Here is a 16,151-nt window from a genome sequence, read left to right on the forward strand (position 1 = left end):
CTGAAACGAGCCGTAACTGGCCTCTCGATGGGTAGGGTGCGCCGGGTTACCCGAAGCGGCCGGAGACGTAGTCCTCGGTGGCCTTAACGGTCGGGTTGTTGAAGATGACCGTGGTGTCGTCGTACTCGATGAGCTTGCCGGGCTTGCCGGTTCCGGCGATGTTGAAGAAGGCGGTCTTGTCCGAAACACGGGCAGCCTGCTGCATGTTGTGCGTGACGATCACTACCGTGTAGTCGCTCTTGAGTTCCTCGATCAGGTCCTCAATGGCCAGCGTGGAGATGGGGTCCAGGGCGGAGCAGGGCTCATCCATGAGGATCACTTCCGGGGACACTGCGATGGCGCGGGCAATGCACAGGCGCTGCTGCTGGCCGCCGGAAAGGCCGGAGCCGGGCTTGTCCAGCCGGTCCTTGACCTCGCGCCACAGGTTGGCGCCGGTGAGGGACTTTTCCACCAGGTCATCGGCGTCGGAGCGGGAGATCCGCTTGTTGTTCAGCTTCACGCCGGCCAGCACGTTGTCCCGGATGGACATGGTGGGGAACGGGTTGGGCCGCTGGAAGACCATGCCAATGTGGCTGCGGACCGTCACGGGGTCCACTCCGGGTCCGTACAGGTTCTCACCGTCCAGCAGCACTTCGCCCTCCACCCGGGCTCCGGGGAGCACCTCGTGCATGCGGTTCAGGGTGCGCAGGAAGGTGGACTTGCCGCAGCCGGAGGGGCCAATGAACGCGGTGACGGAACGTGCATCGATCTTGATGCTGACGTCTTCGACCGCCAGGAAGTCGCCGTAGTAGACGTTGAGGTCCTTGACGTCGATTCGCTTGGACATGTAGTTCCTTCTGTTCTGTTCCTTGGGAGTTCCCGTTCGGGTCCTCCCGTGCCGCCGGGGCGGTGAGGGGTCTGGGGTCAGCGGCCGGTCTTGGGCGCGAAGATGCGGGCAACCAGGCGGGCGCCGAGGTTCAGCAGCATCACCATGAGGATCAGCAGCAGCGCCGCGGCCCAGGCACGCTGGGTACTCGGATCAGTGTTGGTGGGCGAGGTGGGGCTCATCAGCTGCCGGTAGATGAAGGTGGGCAGCGACGCCATCCAGCCGGCAAAGACGTTGAGGTTGATGGTGTTCACGAATCCGGCAGTGACCAGCAGCGGAGCGGTTTCGCCGATCACCCGGGCGATGGCGAGCGTGACGCCGGAGGCAATGCCCGAGATAGCCGTGGGCACCACCACCTTCAGGATGGTCCGCCACTTCCGGACACCCAAGGCGTAGGAGGCTTCGCGCAGCTCATTGGGAACGATCTTGAGCATCTCCTCGGTGGAACGCACCACCACGGGGATCATCAGGACGGAGAGCGCGACGGCGGCGACGAACCCGGTGCGTGTGCCCGGGCCGAAGAGCAGTCCGAAGAAGGCAGCAGCGAACAGGCCGGCGACGATCGAGGGGATGCCGGTCATGACATCCACGAAGAACGTGATGGCCCGGGCCAGCGGACCGCCCTTGCTGTATTCCACCAGGTAGACGGCGGTGAGCAGGCCGATGGGCACGGAGATGATGGTGGCCCAGAGCGTGATCAGCAGGGTACCCATGATCGCGTGGTAGGCACCGCCGAAGACCGGTCCGCCGCTCGCCGCGCTTTCGTTGTCCACGGTGCCGGTCATGCCACCCATTGAATTGAACAGGAAATCCATGCTCAGTCCTGGAATGCCGCGGACCAGCACGGTGAAGATCACCGAGACCAGCGGAACCAGGGCCAGGATGAACGCACCGTAGATCAGGTTGGTGGCGAAGCGGTCGGCAGCCCGCCGGCTGCCCTCCACGAGGCGGGTGGCGATGGTGCTGCCGGCGACGAAAAGGACGGCCGCGAAGATGGCGAAGGTGGCGATGCTGAAGCCCAGCAGCGCCGAGAAGGCAGCCCCCAGGACGATTGAACCGGCCAGGATGGCCCACAGGGACCAGCCAGGAAGCTGGTTCTTGGTGAGGGAGGTGGAGCGGGTCAGTACGGTGTCAATCATCAGTTGGCTCCCGAGAATTCTTTGTGGCGGCTGATGATCCAGCGGGCAATAACGTTCACGATCAGGGTGATCACGAAGAGCACCAGGCCGGCAGCGATCAGCTCGGAGAGGCGCAGCCCGTAGGCCTCCGGGAAGTTCAGCGCGATCTCGGCGGCGATGGTCTGGTTGCCGGGCCGGATCAGGCTGGCAATCAGGCCGCCGGAGGAGAGCACCAGGGCCACGGCCATGGTCTCACCGAGGGCGCGTCCCAGGCCGAGCATGACGGCGCTGATGATGCCGGGGCGGGCGAACGGGATGACTGCCATGCGGATCATTTCCCATCGGGTGGCGCCCATGGCGAGCGCGGCTTCCTCGTGCAGTTTCGGTGTCTGCAGGAAGATTTCCCGGCTCAGGGAGGTAATGATGGGCAGCACCATGACCGAGAGCACGATTCCGGCGGTGAGCATGGTCTTGCCGGTCTGGCTGGCCGGACCGGTGAAGAGGGGGAACCAGCCGGCGTTCTCAGCCAGCCAGTTGTAGGGTCCCACCAGGGCCGGCGCCAGCACGGTCATGCCCCAGGCTCCGTAGACGACCGAGGGAATGGCGGCCAGGAGGTCCACCACGTAGCCAAGGCCCTGGGAGAGCCGCCGGGGCGCGTAGTGGGAGATGAAGAGCGCGACGCCGATGCCCACCGGCGTGGCGATCAGCAGTGCGATCGCAGCGGCAATGACCGTGCCGATAACCAGCGGGAAGATGTAGGCAAGGAAGCCTGATCCGCCCGAGATATCCCCGGAAGAGGCTGTGAAGGTGGGAAGTGCCTGCCAGAGCAGGAACGCAGCTACCGCAAAGAGGACGGTAAGGATCAGACAGCCCGCCAGCAGTGTGATGCCGGAGAAGACTTTGTCCCCCGCGCGCCCGGCACCGCCGGTGCCCTGTATTGACTTGCTTGACACTGCACAACCCTTCGAACTTTGTTGGCAACTTGCTGAATGTGGACAAGACACCGCACTCGCCAGTTTTCACTGATCCCGGGCCAGATTCAAGCTGGCCGGCGGCCGGCAAATGCCCCCGCACCACGCCTTGTGGCGCTGTGCGGGGGCTTCTGCCTGCTCTCCTGCTGCTAGGAAGCGGCCTTGATGGATTCGATCGCCTTGGCTGCCTGCTCCTGCAGGGCCGCGGACATCGGCGCATTACCTGCGGCTTCGCTGGCTGCTGCCTGCCCTTCCTCGCTGACTACGTAGGAACCGAAGGCCTTGACCAGGTCAACGGTCTCCTGGTCCTCGTAGGTGGTGCAGTAGAGGTGGTAGGAGACCAACACCACAGGGTAGGCGCCGGATTCGGTGGTATCGCGTGCCAGTTCCATGGCCATGTCCAGTTCGGGACGCCCCTCGCCCTTGACCGGGGTGGACGCCTCAACAGCCTTGGCAGCGGCGTCGGCCGTGTAGGCCACGTACTCCTCACCGACCTTCACTGCCACGGTGCCCATGGCGCCGACGGCGGACGCGTCTGCGTAGGTAATGGCACCGTCAGTGGAGCTGGCGGCGGAGACGACGCCGGAGGTTCCCTGCGCGTTCTCCTGTCCGTCGAGTTCGGCCGGCCATTCACCGCTGGCTTCCGTGGTCCAGACGTCCGGTGCCGCGGCGGCGAGGTATTCGGTGAAGTTCTCGGTGGTGCCGGACTCGTCTGAACGGTGGACCACGGTGATGGCCGTGGCCGGCAGCTCAGTGCCTTCGTTCTGCGAGGCGATGGCCGGGTCGTTCCAGGTGCTGATTTCGCCGCGGAAGATGCCGGCGATCGTGTCGGCGTCGAGGTTCAGTTCATCCACGCCGTCGAGGTTGAAGGTGATGGCAATCGGTGAGATGTACGCGGGGACGTGCAGCGCCCCGTCGGGTCCGCAGGTTTCCAGGGACGCTTCGACTTCCTCGTCCTTCAGGTAGGCATCCGATCCGGCGAACTGGACCCCGCCTGCGAGCAGTGCCTCCCGGCCCGCTCCGGAGCCGTCCGGGGAGTACTGGATGGAAGCGTTCGGGTTGGCTTCGCGGAAACCTGCGATCCAGGCGTCCATGGCGGAGGCCTGCGAGCTTGCTCCTGCACCGGAAAGGGTTCCGGTCAGGGCGGAGTCCGAAGACTCGGTATTGGCTGCTGCGTTCGTGGCGTTGTCACTGCCGCAGGCTGCCAGGGCAAGCGCTGCAACCGAGAGGACGGCCGCGGTGCGGCCAATGCGGAATACCTTCACAGTCGTGGTCCCTTTCAAGGGTGGTATACCGGCGCGTCAACGCCGGGAGACTTGTCGCTGGAACGTTTTTCTGCGTCCCAAAAAACACAGTGGCCTGCCAAGGTGAACAAAAAGTGAACTGCCGCCAAGCAGAACTGGAATTGTTCCGGGACACGTCACAGACTCCGTGCCTTCTCTTTGCAGACGCCGGGCGTCCTAGACTGTTCCCATGCCAGCCCGTGACCGTCTCAGCGCCTCGAGCAGGTTCCTGCGCAACAGGTTCCGGATCGGACTCAAGCGCAGCGGCGCGTCTGTGTACCCCGCACTGCAGATGACCATCTGCGCCGTGGGCGCCTATGCCTTCGCGGAATACGTGCTGGGCCACCAGGGCCCGCTCTTTGCCGCCACGGCGGCGCTCATCTCCCTTGGCTTCTCGCGGGAACCCCGCACCCGCCGCGTGCTTGAAGTGGGAATCGGCTGCACGCTGGGCATCACCATCGGCGAACTGCTGCTCCATGTACTGGGAAACGGACTGTGGCAGGCCGCCGTCGTGCTCTTCGCCTCGCTGATGCTGGCACGCTTCCTGGACCGCGGGGTTATTTTCACTACGCAGCTTGGCCTTCAGTCCCTGCTGGTGGTGCTGCTGCCTGCCCCCGACGGCGGAGTGTTCACCCGCAGCGTGGACGCAATCGTGGGCGGCGTCTTCGCCCTCGTGGTCACCATGCTTGCTCCGCGGGATCCGCGCCGCGAACCCAAATCCAACATCCGCGAACTGCTCAGCGAGCTGTCCGCAGTGCTGCGCCAGGTTGCCGATGCCCTGGCCCGCAGCGATTCGACCCTGGCCTGGCACGCCCTGGTCCGGGCCCGCAACACCCAGCCGCAGCTGGACATGCTCGCCCGCAGCATCCGGGATGCACGTGAGATCGCCCGCATCTCGCCGGCGTACAGAAGGCATTTGGCGGAGCTGGGAGACCTGCGCGGTTCCGTGGGCTATCTGGACCTGGCGGTGCGCAACAGCCGCGTGTTTGCCCGCCGGACCACTTCGGTCATCAACCACGCCTCCCTCTCCGATACGGCGGTGGACAAGGTCTCCGAAGTCATCAATGACACCGCCGACGCAGTGGACATCCTTGCGCGGGCCCTGGGCGGCGGGGAATCCCAGCCAACCCGCGAGCGCCATCTGCGCCAGGCCCGGAACGAGCTGGCCGCCGTCGCTTCCCGGCTGCATCCGGCGTCCCTGGACGTCACGGACCTCTACGGGGACGCCCTGGTGATGCTTTTCCGTCCGCTGGTGGTGGACCTGCTGGAAGCAACCGGGCTCACCCATGAGGAAGCCGTCAGCTACCTTTCTGAGGTCTAGGCCCCGGCTCCGGAGCTGAACGGTGATGTCAGTGCCGGCAGATAGCCTGTTGGCATGGCAACAAAGACTTCCCGGGCGAAAACCGCCAACTACCGCTGCACCGAATGCGGCTGGACCGCGGTCAAGTGGGTGGGCCGCTGCGGTGAGTGCCAGGCCTGGGGCACCGTTGAAGAGGCCGGCGAGGTCCTGGCCCGCACCACCCCGGCAGCCGTGGTGGCCCGCCCGGCACAGCTGATTGCCGACGTCGATGCCACTACCGCTGCGTACCAGCCCACCGGCGTGGGCGAACTGGACCGCGTCCTGGGCGGCGGGCTGGTTCCAGGTGCGGTGATCCTGCTGGCCGGTGAGCCTGGGGTAGGCAAGTCCACGCTCCTGCTCGACGTCGCCGCACGCGTGGCCGGCCAGGGCCGGGACGTCCTCTACGTGACGGGCGAGGAGTCCACGGCGCAGGTGAAGCTGCGGGCGGAACGCATCGGTGCCGTCTCTTCCAGCCTCTACCTCAGCGCCGAAACCGATCTGGGGCAGGCCCTTGGCCAGGTGGAGCAGGTGAAACCCGCCCTGTTGATCGTGGATTCAGTTCAGACCCTCAGCAGCGCAGCCGTGGACGGCAGCGCCGGCGGGGTCAGCCAGGTACGCGAAGTCGCGGCGTCGCTCATCAACGCCGCCAAGACACGGAACATGACCACCCTGCTTGTTGGGCACGTGACCAAGGACGGTTCAATCGCCGGACCCCGGCTGCTGGAACATCTGGTGGACGTTGTCTGCCAGTTCGATGGAGACAGGCACTCCAGGCTGCGGCTGGTCCGCGCTGTGAAGAACCGGTACGGCCCCACGGACGAGGTGGGCTGCTTTGACCTCACGGAGGACGGCATTGAGGGCCTGGCCGATCCGTCCGGCCTGTTTGTTTCCCGAACCAAGGAACCGGTTTCGGGCACCTGCATCACTGTGACGCTGGAAGGGCGGCGGCCCCTGGTGGCCGAGGTCCAGGCCCTGTTGGCGGAGACCGGCAACGCACAGGCGCGGCGCGCCACCAGCGGACTGGATTCGTCCCGGGTGGCAATGCTGCTGGCCGTCCTGCAGCAGCGGGCATCCATGAACCTGGCCAAGGACGACAGCTACGTGGCCACAGTGGGCGGAGTGAAGCTTACTGAACCCGCCACTGACCTTGCTGTGGCACTGGCCGTCGCGTCCGCCAAGATGAACAAGCCCCTGCCCGCTCGGTTGATCGCCTTCGGCGAGGTGGGCCTGGCCGGGGAGGTGCGTCCCATCCCCGGAATTGCCCGCCGGGTCCAGGAAGCTGAGCGCCTGGGATTCAGCCACGCGGTGGTGCCGGCATCCCCAAACGGCCCCGGCCAAATACCTGCCGGCTTCAAGGTGCGGGAGGTCTCCACCCTTTCCGAGGCGCTCGAACTTCTCTTCTAGGGCGCGTCCCGGCCCGGTTATGTCACTGAAGCTGTCATACTCCGGTGACTGAAGTGGCAGATGGGTGCAGGTTGCCCACTACTATGGGGAAGTGTCTGCGCATATCCACGCCCAGAACGCCCGTGGGCCGGAGTGGCCGGAAGGAAGTGACCATGCCCCGCACGCCCGAGGACGCGCTGAAGGCAACCCTTGCAAGGGTTGCCCCGGGAACGGCCCTGCGCGACGGCTTGGAGCGTATTCTCCGCGGCCGCACGGGCGCACTGATCGTCCTGGGGTTCGACCGCACCGTCGATTCCATCTGCTCCGGCGGGTTCGACATCGGCATTGAGTTCTCCTCCACCCGCCTCCGCGAACTGGCGAAAATGGACGGCGCGATCGTCTGCGACAAGGACGGCGCCAACATTCTCCGCGCTGCCGTGCAGCTGGTTCCCGACCACACCATCGAGACACACGAATCCGGCACGCGCCACCGAACCGCCGAGCGGGTGGCCATCCAGACCGGCTTCCCGGTGATTTCCGTGAGCCAGTCCATGCAGATCATCCAGCTTTACGTCGGCGGCCTCCGCCATGTCCTGGAGGGATCCGAGCCGGTGCTGGCCCGCGCCAACCAGGCACTGGCCACCCTGGAGCGGTACCGCACCCGGCTGGACCAGGTCACCAATTCGCTCTCCGCCCTGGAAATCGAAGCCATGGTCACCGTCCGCGACGTAGCCGTCACCCTCCAGCGCCAGGAAATGGTGCGCCGGATCTCGGAGGAAATCTCGCAGTACGTCCTGGAGCTCGGCGTCGACGGCCGGCTCCTGTCCCTCCAGCTGGAAGAACTGACAACCGGCCTTGGTCCGGGCAGCGAAATGATCGTCCGGGATTACGCGGACATCGGCGGAACCCAGGGCAACGTTGACGAACAGGTCGCCACCCTGCAGGGCCTCAGTTCCTCCGACATGGTGGACCTGGGCAAAATCGCCGCCGTGGTGGGCTTCCAGCCTGGCCAGGATTCCCTTGAAGCCGTGGTCCAGCCGCGCGGTTACCGCCTGCTGAGCAACATCAAGAGCGTCCCGCCTGCTGTCTCCAACCGGCTCGTGGACCACTTCGGCGGGCTGCAGAACCTCATGGCAGCGAACATCGAAGACCTGATGCAGGTGGACGGAATCGGTGAACAGCGCGCACGCACCGTGCGTGAAGGCCTCTCCCGCATCGCGGAGACCAGCCTGCTCGACCGGTTTATGTAGACCTTGAACGATGCGGGATGCCGTCCGGGCTAATCGAGCTGGAAGACTGCCTTTTCGCTGGTAACCTCGCCGAGCCTCGCGGTAAAGACATACCAGCCGGGATTGGGGTTGCTTGCCACCGCCGCGCAGCCCGGAGCCGAGCGGAGCCGTTCCCAGGTGAAGTTCGCTTTCTCGGTTGCTCCCGGCTCGAACTCCTTGAGCAGGTCCTGCGCTCCGTCCTGGCAGTCCGCGGAGGAGAAGATCCGGTCGGACCCGGATGTGACGATGAATTCCATCTGCGTGGTGCCGACGTTGATCTTGCACGGTTCAGGGCCGGTATTGGTGACCGCAAGGGTCAGCAGCGGATTGGCGCCCGCGGCATAGGCGGCAGCATCCGTGGCGGCTTCCACCCTTACGGCGGACGAAGGGCAGGTGCCGTCTTCCGCAGGCTTGGATTCGCCAGTGGGCGCCGGAGTACCGGAGCTCTCCGCATCAGGCACCGGGGCGGGAGGAGAACCGGGCGCTGTCTGGAACGGTTCAGAGGCAGTCGCATCCCTGTCGCCGGAGAGCGTTGCAGCCACCACCACGCCGGCCCACACCAGGGCTCCCAGCACCGCGAGCACCAGCAGGGACAGGACAATCCTGCGGCGGCGGTACACGGCCTTGCTCGGCTTCCGCGCGCTGGCCGGCCCTCGACCGGAAACACCGCTGGTTTTTTGCCCCGCGCCGCGCCGGGGTCCGTTTGCCGCCATGGGTTAAGGCTATGAACCCGGTCCCTGATTACGGCGCACACCACGCCGGTCAGTAGAGTATTGCTGGTCATTACCTAGGGAGTTTCATGGAACCGGAGCCCACGCGGGAGCTGCACGCACGCATCATTTCCTGGTTCTCGGAGCAGGCCCGTGACCTGCCGTGGCGGCATCCCAGCTGTTCGCCCTGGGGCATCCTCGTGAGCGAAGTGATGCTGCAGCAGACTCCGGTGGTTCGGGTGCTGCCGGTCTGGCATGAGTGGATGGAGCGCTGGCCGGAGCCCGCTGACCTTGCAGCCGAGCCGGGCGGTGAAGCAGTCCGGGCCTGGGGCCGGCTGGGCTATCCGCGACGCGCACTGCGGCTGCATGCTGCCGCAGTGGAGATCGCTGCGAGCCACGGGGGAAAGGTCCCGGACACCCATGCCGCTCTCCTGGAACTGCCGGGGGTGGGTGACTATACGGCTGCTGCAGTCGCCGCCTTCGCCTTTGGACGCCGTGAAACGGTGGTGGACACCAACATCCGCAGGGTCCATGCCCGGCTGGTGACCGGGAATGCACTGCCCTCCCAGGCACTGACCGCAGCGGAGAAGAGGCTTGCCGTTTCCCTGCTGCCCCAGAACGACGCCGAATCCGTTGCCTGGAACGCCTCGGTCATGGAGCTCGGGGCGCTGGTGTGCACGGCACGCTCCCCGCGCTGCGGAGAATGCCCCGTCCTGGACGAATGTGCGTGGGTTCGGGCCGGCCGCCCTGAACCGCACTATGTCCCCAAGGGACAGGCCTGGCACGGCACCGACCGGCAGGTCCGCGGAGCCATGATGGCTGTCCTGCGCCAGGCGGACGGACCTGTGCTGCGCGAGCTGCTGCTTGCCGGGCCGGTGGATCTGGTGGTCCCGGAGGCCGACGCCGAGCTGGCGCCGCTGGCTGCGCTGCACGCCTTGGGCGCCCCGCAGGAGCAGCTTGAGCGCGCGCTTCAGGGCCTGCTGCGCGACGGTCTGGCGGAAGCCGCCGGTCCGGGTGTGCGGCTGCCCGCCTGATGCTCTCGAGGTCCCGGGCTAGATCTCCCCGAACCCGTTGCGGACTTCCAGGCCCAGCATCTCCACGGCCCGTGCCGCGTCCGGTCCGTGGGCGGAAACGGACAGTGTATCGCCGGCTTTCAGGCCCAGCGTCATGAGCATCATGACCGACTTTCCATCCACCCCGTTGATGGTGATGTCTGCGTCCAGGTCCGCCATTGCCTGCGCGACGGCGGCTGCCGGCCGGGCGTGCAGGCCCATGGGATTGATGAGCTCCCAAGAGGCCTCGTGTACGCCGTCGTCATCCTGGTCTATGTCATCCAGGGTGTCCGCACCAGCGGACGAGGCACCGTCGTTGGGGGCGCCTGCCGCATTGCCGCCGCCCATGGTGGCTGTGACCGCCTCAGCGTCGCGGATCACGGCAGCCAGGTCCTGACCCGTCTGGGCAGCAACGGCTGCGGCAACGGCACCCTCTACCAGCGGTGCGTCGGCCAGCCTGACCGTTTCCCGCTGGCCGGGGTCCAGGAACTCCAAGGCCATCTCCGCAGTCATCACCGCCGAGCCGAGGTCCGCCAGGAGCGCCACCCCGGCGCCGCCGTCTGCCTGGGCGATTCCGGACTGGATTTTCTCCAGGCTGGTCCCGATCCCGCCGTCGTCCGTGCCCCCGGCGGCGATAATCGCCACATCGGGGGCCATTTGCCCGGCCAGTTCGGAAAGCCCCTCCGCCAGCTTGTCGCTGTGGGAGACGATCACCAGTCCTACCTTCATGCCTGCTCCCCGGCCGCACGGGCGGCTGCCCGCAGGATCAAGGCGGTGGACGCCGCCCCCGGATCCAGGTGCCCGGCACTGCGTTCGCCCAGATAGCTCGCGCGGCCCTTGCGGGCAACCAGAGGCTCAGTTCCGGCAACGCCGCCCTCGGCCGCGTTGGCAGCTGCAGAGAGCGTCGCGGCGCCGTCGGACCCTGCCCCGGCGGCTGTTTCCGCGGCCTCCACGGCGGGGGTGAAGGCGTCAACCATGGTCTTGTCCCCCGGCTCTGCCTTGCCGCGGCTCACGATTCCGTCCCGCGCCGCTGCCAGGAACGCGACGACGTCCCCGGCGTCCAGTACGTCCTTGCCGGAGACTGCCGTGGAACCGCGCAGGAACGCAGTGCCGTAGAGCGGTCCGGCGGCGCCTCCCACCTTGGACATCAGGGTCATGGCGGCGAGCTTGAACACGTCTGCAGGCGTACCCGGAGTCCCGTCAGCGTCGAGCTTTTCAACAATTGCGGTGAACCCCCGGTCCATGTTCTCGCCATGGTCCGCATCGCCGATGGCCCGGTCCAGATCGATCAGCCGCTGCCGGTTCTCGTCCATCGAAACCGCCGCGTCCCGCATCCACTTAGCTGCCCACTGCGCGTTGAGTTCCATGTTCAGACTCCCCACCGCAGGGCCGCGGTGTGGACCGGGGAATCCCACAGATCGATCATGTCGTCGTCGAGTTTCAGCACCGTGATGGAAGCACCCTGCATTTCCAGGGCAGTGATGTAGTTGCCCACAAGGGACCGTTCCACGTGGAGCCCGCGGTCGGCGAGCAGCTTGGCTGCATGCCGGTAGACGATGTAAAGCTCGCTCAGTGGTGTGCCGCCCATGCCGTTGACGAACAGCAGCACCCGCTCACCCGATCCGGCACCAAGGTCGGACAGGATGGGCTCAAGGAGCTGGTCGGTGATCGCGTCAGCGCCGGCCATCGGCATCCTGCGCCTTCCGGGTTCGCCGTGGATACCCACGCCAAGCTCAATCTCATTCTCGGCGAGCTCGAAGCTTGGCTCCCCGGCGTGCGGGACCGTACAGGCACTCAGGGCCACTCCCATGGACCGCACACCGGCGTTGACGCGCTCGGCCAGGTCCGCAACCGCGTCCAGTGAATCTCCCCGCTCGGCTGCGGCTCCGGCGATGCGTTCCACCAGGACAGTGCCGCCTACCCCTCGCCGTCCGGCGGTGTAGAGCGAGTCCTCCACGGCGACGTCGTCATTCACCACCACGGACTTCACCTCGATCCCCTCGGCCTGGGCCAGCTCCGCAGCGGTCTCGAAGTTCAGGATGTCCCCGGTGTAGTTCTTCACGATCAGCAGGACACCGGCGCCCGAATCCGTGTTGGTGATGGCAGGGAGGATCTGGTCAGGAGTCGGGGAGGTGAAGACCGCTCCCGGCACTGCGGCGTCAAGCATTCCACGGCCCACGTACCCGGAGTGAAGCGGCTCATGGCCGCTTCCTCCGCCTGACACCAGGGAGACCTTCCCTGACACCGGAGCATCCCGGCGGGTTACGTATGCCGGGTCCGCGTGGACCTTGACCAGGTCGTGGTGGGCCATGCCGAAGCCTTCCAGCGATTCGGCCACCACGGCGCGCGGATCATTGATGAGTTTTTTCATGCCTGACGCTCCTTTGCCCGGAGGCTCCACTGCGCTGGAACGGGCCCCTTTGCCCGCTCTCCTGAGTGAGCCAACCCTACCCCCGCGGCCGTAGGCCTGCACAGGCTTGGACCGTGCCTTAACGCACTGAAGGAAGGGCCCGCTTGGCCCTTCCTTCAGTGTTTCCCCGGCCAGCAGCGACAACAGCGACCGGGAGTAAACCGGAGTAATCTCCGGATAAGTTAGCCGGCTGCGGCTTACTTGCCCTTGAATGCGTCCTTGACGTGTTCGCCGGCCTGCTTGACGTTGGCCTTTGCCTGATCTGACTGGCCGTCGGCTTCCATGCTGTGGTCGCCGGTGACCTTGCCCAGGCCTTCCTTGACCTTGCCGCCGAGTTCTTCGCCCTTGTTCTGCATCTTGTCGTCTGCGCCCATATTCGGCACCCGCTTTCTGATCGGCCGGAGAGCCATCCAATAAGCGGTTCGCCTCTTGGATAACCCGTCCGGCATTTCTTGATGCTAAGTACCCTTACTGTACCGTTTTCGGATGGCGTTCTCCAGTGGGACCTAAGAGTTCCCCTATGCGCGAACATCCCGGATCATGCGGGTATTGCCGAGCGTATTCGGTTTTACCCGGGCGAGGTCCAGGAATTCGGCAACGCCCTCGTCCTGTGAACGCAGGAGTTCTGAGTAGACTTCGGGATCCACCGCGCTCTGGCTTTCCATGACCGTGAATCCATGGCGCTTAAAGAAATCGACCTCGAAGGTCAGGCAGAATACGCGGGAGACTCCGATTTCGGCGGCATCGGAAAGAAGCTGCTCCAGGAGGACGTGCCCGACGCCGCAGCCCCTCCACTCCGGGTGCGCGGCCAGGGTCCGGACCTCCGCGAGGTCCTCCCACATAACGTGGAGGGCGCCGCAGCCAATCACCCGCCCTTCGGCATCCTCGGCAATCCTGAACTCCTGCAGCCCTTCGTAGTAGGCAACGGTCTCCTTCGCCACCAGGACACGCTCCTGGGCCAGTGGGGCTACCAGGTCCCGGATGTGCCGGACGTCCGAGGTGCGGGCCCGGCGGATGGTGAACGTTGCCTTCTGTGCGGTTGCAGTCATTGTTTCAGTCTAGAACTCCTGGCCCTTTGGCCTGTTTTCGGCAGGACCCGGGGTGCAACACAGCGCCAACGCAAAAGGAGCCCCCGGCTTCCCGGGGGCTCCTTCTATTCAGTGCATTACTGCACCGGTTTGCTGTTTTACTGCCCGTCGCCGACGCCGGCCTCAATGGCCGACGGAGCTTCTTCGATGGCACGCGGGGCGCCGTGTCCGACGAAGGTGAACTTAGCGTCATCACCCTCGCCTTCGACGTCGACCGATACAGTTTCGCCCGGCTTCAGGTCCCCGAAGAGAATCTTCTCGGAGAGCTGGTCCTCGATCTCGCGCTGCATGGTCCGGCGCAGCGGCCGGGCACCCATCGCGGGATCGTAGCCGCGGGTCGCCAGCAGCACCTTGGCCGCAGGGGTGAGCTCGATGCTCATGCCCTTCTCGGCCAGACGCTTGCCCAGGCGCTCCAGGAACAGATCCACAATCTGGACGATCTCTTCCTGGGTCAGCTGCGGGAACACCACGGTGTCATCAACACGGTTGAGGAACTCGGGGCGGAAGTGCTGGCGCAGCTCTTCCGTGACCCGCGCACGCATCCGGTCGTAGCCGGTCTTGGTGTCCGTGCCGGACTGGAACCCGGTCATGACGCCCTTGGAGATGTCCTTGGTGCCAAGGTTGGTCGTCATGATGATGATGGTGTTCTTGAAGTCCACCACCCGGCCCTGGGAGTCGGTCAGGCGGCCGTCTTCAAGGATCTGCAGCAGCGAGTTGAACAGGTCCGCGTGGGCCTTTTCAACCTCATCAAACAGAACCACGGAGAACGGACGGCGGCGGACCTTCTCGGTCAGCTGCCCGCCTTCTTCGTAACCCACGTATCCGGGAGGGGCACCGAACAGCCGGGAGACCGTGTGCTTCTCGGAGTACTCCGACATGTCCAGGGTGATCAGGGCTTCTTCGTCGCCGAAGAGGAACTCTGCCAGTGCCTTGGCCAGCTCGGTCTTACCAACACCGGTGGGACCGGCGAAGATGAACGAGCCGCCCGGACGCTTGGGATCCTTCAGGCCGGCACGCGTACGGCGCATGGCCTGCGAGATCGACTTGATGGCTTCATCCTGGCCGATGACCCGCTTGTGCAGTTCATCTTCCATCTTGAGCAGCCGCGTGGACTCTTCCTCGTTCAGCTTCACAACGGGGATGCCGGTGGAGTTGGCGAGGACTTCGGCAATCAGTTCCTCGTCCACCTCGGCGATGTCATCCAGGCCGCCGGACTTCCACTGGCGCTCCTTCTCCGCACGCTGGTCCTGGAGCTTCTGCTCCTTGTCCCGCAGGGAGGCAGCGCCTTCGAAGTCCTGCGCGTCAATCGCGGATTCCTTCTCCATCTTCAGGGCGGAGATGCGCTCGTCGATTTCCTTCAGCTCCGGCGGAGCAGTCATTCGGCGGATGCGCAGGCGGGCACCGGCTTCATCGATCAGGTCGATGGCCTTGTCCGGCAGGAAGCGGTCACTGATGTAGCGCTCGGCGAGGGTCGCTGCCGAAGCCAGCGCGGCGTCCGTGATGGACACGCGGTGGTGCGCTTCGTAGCGGTCCCGCAGGCCCTTGAGGATTTCGATCGCGTGGGCAACTGAAGGTTCGTTGACCTGGATCGGCTGGAAGCGGCGCTCAAGCGCTGCGTCCTTCTCAATGTGCTTGCGGTACTCGTCCAGCGTGGTGGCACCGATGGTCTGCAGTTCGCCGCGGGCCAGCATCGGCTTCAGGATGGAGGCCGCGTCGATGGCGCCTTCAGCGGCACCGGCGCCCACAAGGGTGTGGATCTCATCAATGAAGAGGATGATGTCTCCGCGGGTGCGGATTTCCTTCAGGACCTTCTTGAGCCGTTCCTCGAAGTCGCCGCGGTACCGGGAACCGGCCACGAGCGAGCCCAGGTCCAGGGTGTACAGCTGCTTGTCCTTGATGGTCTCAGGAACGTCGCCGCGGACAATCGCCTGGGCAAGGCCCTCGACGACGGCGGTCTTGCCGACGCCGGGCTCGCCAATCAGGACAGGATTGTTCTTGGTGCGGCGGGAGAGCACCTGCATGACCCGTTCCATCTCGTGCTCGCGCCCGATGACCGGATCAAGCTTTCCTTCACGCGCTGCCTGGGTGAGGTTGCGGCCGAACTGGTCCAGCACAACCGAACCTGCCGGCTGGCCTTCCTGCTGCTGGCCGCCGGCGGAGACGGGTTCCTTGCCCTGGTAGCCGGAAAGCAGCTGGATGACCTGCTGGCGAACACGGTTCAGGTCTGCGCCGAGCTTGACGAGGACCTGGGCTGCGACGCCTTCACCCTCGCGGATAAGGCCCAGCAGGATGTGCTCGGTTCCAATGTAGTTGTGCCCCAGCTGCAGCGCTTCGCGCAGTGAGAGCTCAAGTACCTTCTTGGCCCGCGGGGTAAAGGGGATGTGGCCGGACGGGGCCTGCTGGCCCTGGCCGATGATCTCCTGCACCTGTTCGCGGACGGCACCCAGGGAAATGCTCAGGGATTCAAGGGCCTTAGCGGCAACGCCTTCACCCTCATGAATGAGCCCAAGCAGGATGTGCTCGGTGCCGATGTAGTTGTGGTTGAGCATGCGTGCCTCTTCTTGGGCAAGCACGACAACGCGACGGGCACGGTCGGTAAATCTTTCAAACATGAGGCACACTCCTAGCTAACGCGTAATTCGATGCTACGGCGGTTACCGCCGC

The 16,151-nt window shown here is 65.4% G+C and carries 15 protein-coding genes; 4 read left to right on the forward strand and 11 right to left on the reverse strand.

The window, feature by feature from the left end:
* Nucleotides 1-46 precede the first annotated feature (46 nt).
* From pstB to pstS, 4 genes are all read right to left on the reverse strand, one after another.
* A complete protein-coding gene (gene pstB, locus ABFX29_RS03655; RefSeq protein ID WP_091600773.1) occupies nucleotides 47-826 on the reverse strand; it encodes a phosphate ABC transporter ATP-binding protein PstB in 780 nt (259 codons plus the stop codon).
* A gap of 77 nt (nucleotides 827-903) precedes the next feature.
* Entirely contained in the window at nucleotides 904-2,004 is a 1,101-nt protein-coding gene (gene pstA / locus ABFX29_RS03660) for a phosphate ABC transporter permease PstA (protein WP_152224953.1), read from the reverse strand.
* Entirely contained in the window at nucleotides 2,004-2,936 is a 933-nt protein-coding gene (gene pstC / locus ABFX29_RS03665) for a phosphate ABC transporter permease subunit PstC (RefSeq protein WP_152224955.1), read from the reverse strand. Before pstC ends, pstA begins: the two co-directional genes overlap by 1 nt.
* A gap of 167 nt (nucleotides 2,937-3,103) precedes the next feature.
* On the reverse strand, nucleotides 3,104-4,219 hold the full coding sequence (gene pstS / locus ABFX29_RS03670) for a phosphate ABC transporter substrate-binding protein PstS (protein WP_152224957.1): 1,116 nt from the start codon (nucleotides 4,217-4,219) through the stop codon (nucleotides 3,104-3,106).
* A 208-nt stretch (nucleotides 4,220-4,427) separates the two neighbouring features.
* Here pstS and ABFX29_RS03675 point away from each other — a divergent pair, with 208 nt between their 5' ends.
* The 3 genes from ABFX29_RS03675 (at nucleotide 4,428) to disA (ending at nucleotide 8,209) form a co-directional block, all read left to right on the forward strand.
* Nucleotides 4,428-5,558: an FUSC family protein gene (locus ABFX29_RS03675; protein ID WP_152224959.1), complete on the forward strand. Its 1,131-nt coding sequence runs from the start codon at nucleotides 4,428-4,430 to the stop codon at nucleotides 5,556-5,558.
* A gap of 54 nt (nucleotides 5,559-5,612) precedes the next feature.
* Nucleotides 5,613-6,980, forward strand: coding sequence for a DNA repair protein RadA (radA, locus tag ABFX29_RS03680; protein ID WP_152224961.1), 1,368 nt, complete (start codon nucleotides 5,613-5,615; stop codon nucleotides 6,978-6,980).
* Nucleotides 6,981-7,132: 152 nt separating this feature from the next.
* Nucleotides 7,133-8,209, forward strand: coding sequence for a DNA integrity scanning diadenylate cyclase DisA (gene disA, locus ABFX29_RS03685; RefSeq protein WP_152224962.1), 1,077 nt, complete (start codon nucleotides 7,133-7,135; stop codon nucleotides 8,207-8,209).
* Nucleotides 8,210-8,238: 29 nt separating this feature from the next.
* On the opposite strand, the gene ABFX29_RS03690 is transcribed toward disA, so the two are convergent.
* The gene (locus ABFX29_RS03690) at nucleotides 8,239-8,940 is read right to left on the reverse strand and encodes a hypothetical protein (protein WP_152224964.1); all 702 of its coding nucleotides are present in this window, start codon (nucleotides 8,938-8,940) and stop codon (nucleotides 8,239-8,241) included.
* A gap of 86 nt (nucleotides 8,941-9,026) precedes the next feature.
* Here ABFX29_RS03690 and ABFX29_RS03695 point away from each other — a divergent pair, with 86 nt between their 5' ends.
* Complete coding sequence (locus tag ABFX29_RS03695; protein WP_152224966.1) at nucleotides 9,027-9,971, forward strand: HhH-GPD family protein; 945 nt, start codon at nucleotides 9,027-9,029, stop codon at nucleotides 9,969-9,971.
* Nucleotides 9,972-9,989: 18 nt separating this feature from the next.
* On the opposite strand, the gene dhaM is transcribed toward ABFX29_RS03695, so the two are convergent.
* From dhaM to ABFX29_RS03725, 6 genes are all read right to left on the reverse strand, one after another.
* Nucleotides 9,990-10,718, reverse strand: a complete 729-nt coding sequence (gene dhaM / locus ABFX29_RS03700) for a dihydroxyacetone kinase phosphoryl donor subunit DhaM (RefSeq protein WP_152224967.1) — start codon at nucleotides 10,716-10,718, stop codon at nucleotides 9,990-9,992.
* Nucleotides 10,715-11,356: a dihydroxyacetone kinase subunit DhaL gene (gene dhaL, locus ABFX29_RS03705; RefSeq protein WP_152224969.1), complete on the reverse strand. Its 642-nt coding sequence runs from the start codon at nucleotides 11,354-11,356 to the stop codon at nucleotides 10,715-10,717. The genes dhaM and dhaL overlap by 4 nt, the downstream gene beginning before the upstream one ends.
* A 2-nt stretch (nucleotides 11,357-11,358) precedes the next feature.
* The gene (dhaK, locus tag ABFX29_RS03710) at nucleotides 11,359-12,360 is read right to left on the reverse strand and encodes a dihydroxyacetone kinase subunit DhaK (RefSeq protein WP_152224971.1); all 1,002 of its coding nucleotides are present in this window, start codon (nucleotides 12,358-12,360) and stop codon (nucleotides 11,359-11,361) included.
* A 236-nt stretch (nucleotides 12,361-12,596) separates the two neighbouring features.
* A complete protein-coding gene (locus ABFX29_RS03715) occupies nucleotides 12,597-12,773 on the reverse strand; it encodes a CsbD family protein (RefSeq protein ID WP_152224973.1) in 177 nt (58 codons plus the stop codon).
* A gap of 144 nt (nucleotides 12,774-12,917) precedes the next feature.
* Nucleotides 12,918-13,448, reverse strand: coding sequence for an amino-acid N-acetyltransferase (locus ABFX29_RS03720; RefSeq protein ID WP_152224975.1), 531 nt, complete (start codon nucleotides 13,446-13,448; stop codon nucleotides 12,918-12,920).
* Between the two features lie 137 nt (nucleotides 13,449-13,585).
* The gene (locus ABFX29_RS03725) at nucleotides 13,586-16,099 is read right to left on the reverse strand and encodes an ATP-dependent Clp protease ATP-binding subunit (RefSeq protein WP_152224977.1); all 2,514 of its coding nucleotides are present in this window, start codon (nucleotides 16,097-16,099) and stop codon (nucleotides 13,586-13,588) included.
* Nucleotides 16,100-16,151: the final 52 nt, after the last annotated feature.

Source organism: Arthrobacter gandavensis, assembly GCF_039528575.1.
Taxonomy (GTDB): Bacteria; Actinomycetota; Actinomycetes; order Actinomycetales; family Micrococcaceae; genus Arthrobacter_B; species Arthrobacter_B citreus_B.

Excerpts from the sequence above, each read along its gene's own strand:
- pstB (WP_091600773.1), bottom strand. The coding sequence starts at position 826 with ATGTCCAAGCGAATCGACGTCAAGGACCTCAACGTCTACTACGGCGAC.
- pstA (WP_152224953.1), bottom strand. The coding sequence starts at position 2,004 with ATGATTGACACCGTACTGACCCGCTCCACCTCCCTCACCAAGAACCAG.
- ABFX29_RS03675 (WP_152224959.1), top strand. The coding sequence starts at position 4,428 with ATGCCAGCCCGTGACCGTCTCAGCGCCTCGAGCAGGTTCCTGCGCAAC.
- radA (WP_152224961.1), top strand. The coding sequence starts at position 5,613 with ATGGCAACAAAGACTTCCCGGGCGAAAACCGCCAACTACCGCTGCACC.
- disA (WP_152224962.1), top strand. The coding sequence starts at position 7,133 with ATGCCCCGCACGCCCGAGGACGCGCTGAAGGCAACCCTTGCAAGGGTT.
- ABFX29_RS03690 (WP_152224964.1), bottom strand. The coding sequence starts at position 8,940 with ATGGCGGCAAACGGACCCCGGCGCGGCGCGGGGCAAAAAACCAGCGGT.
- ABFX29_RS03695 (WP_152224966.1), top strand. The coding sequence starts at position 9,027 with ATGGAACCGGAGCCCACGCGGGAGCTGCACGCACGCATCATTTCCTGG.
- dhaM (WP_152224967.1), bottom strand. The coding sequence starts at position 10,718 with ATGAAGGTAGGACTGGTGATCGTCTCCCACAGCGACAAGCTGGCGGAG.
- dhaL (WP_152224969.1), bottom strand. The coding sequence starts at position 11,356 with ATGGAACTCAACGCGCAGTGGGCAGCTAAGTGGATGCGGGACGCGGCG.
- dhaK (WP_152224971.1), bottom strand. The coding sequence starts at position 12,360 with ATGAAAAAACTCATCAATGATCCGCGCGCCGTGGTGGCCGAATCGCTG.
- ABFX29_RS03715 (WP_152224973.1), bottom strand. The coding sequence starts at position 12,773 with ATGGGCGCAGACGACAAGATGCAGAACAAGGGCGAAGAACTCGGCGGC.
- ABFX29_RS03720 (WP_152224975.1), bottom strand. The coding sequence starts at position 13,448 with ATGACTGCAACCGCACAGAAGGCAACGTTCACCATCCGCCGGGCCCGC.
- ABFX29_RS03725 (WP_152224977.1), bottom strand. The coding sequence starts at position 16,099 with ATGTTTGAAAGATTTACCGACCGTGCCCGTCGCGTTGTCGTGCTTGCC.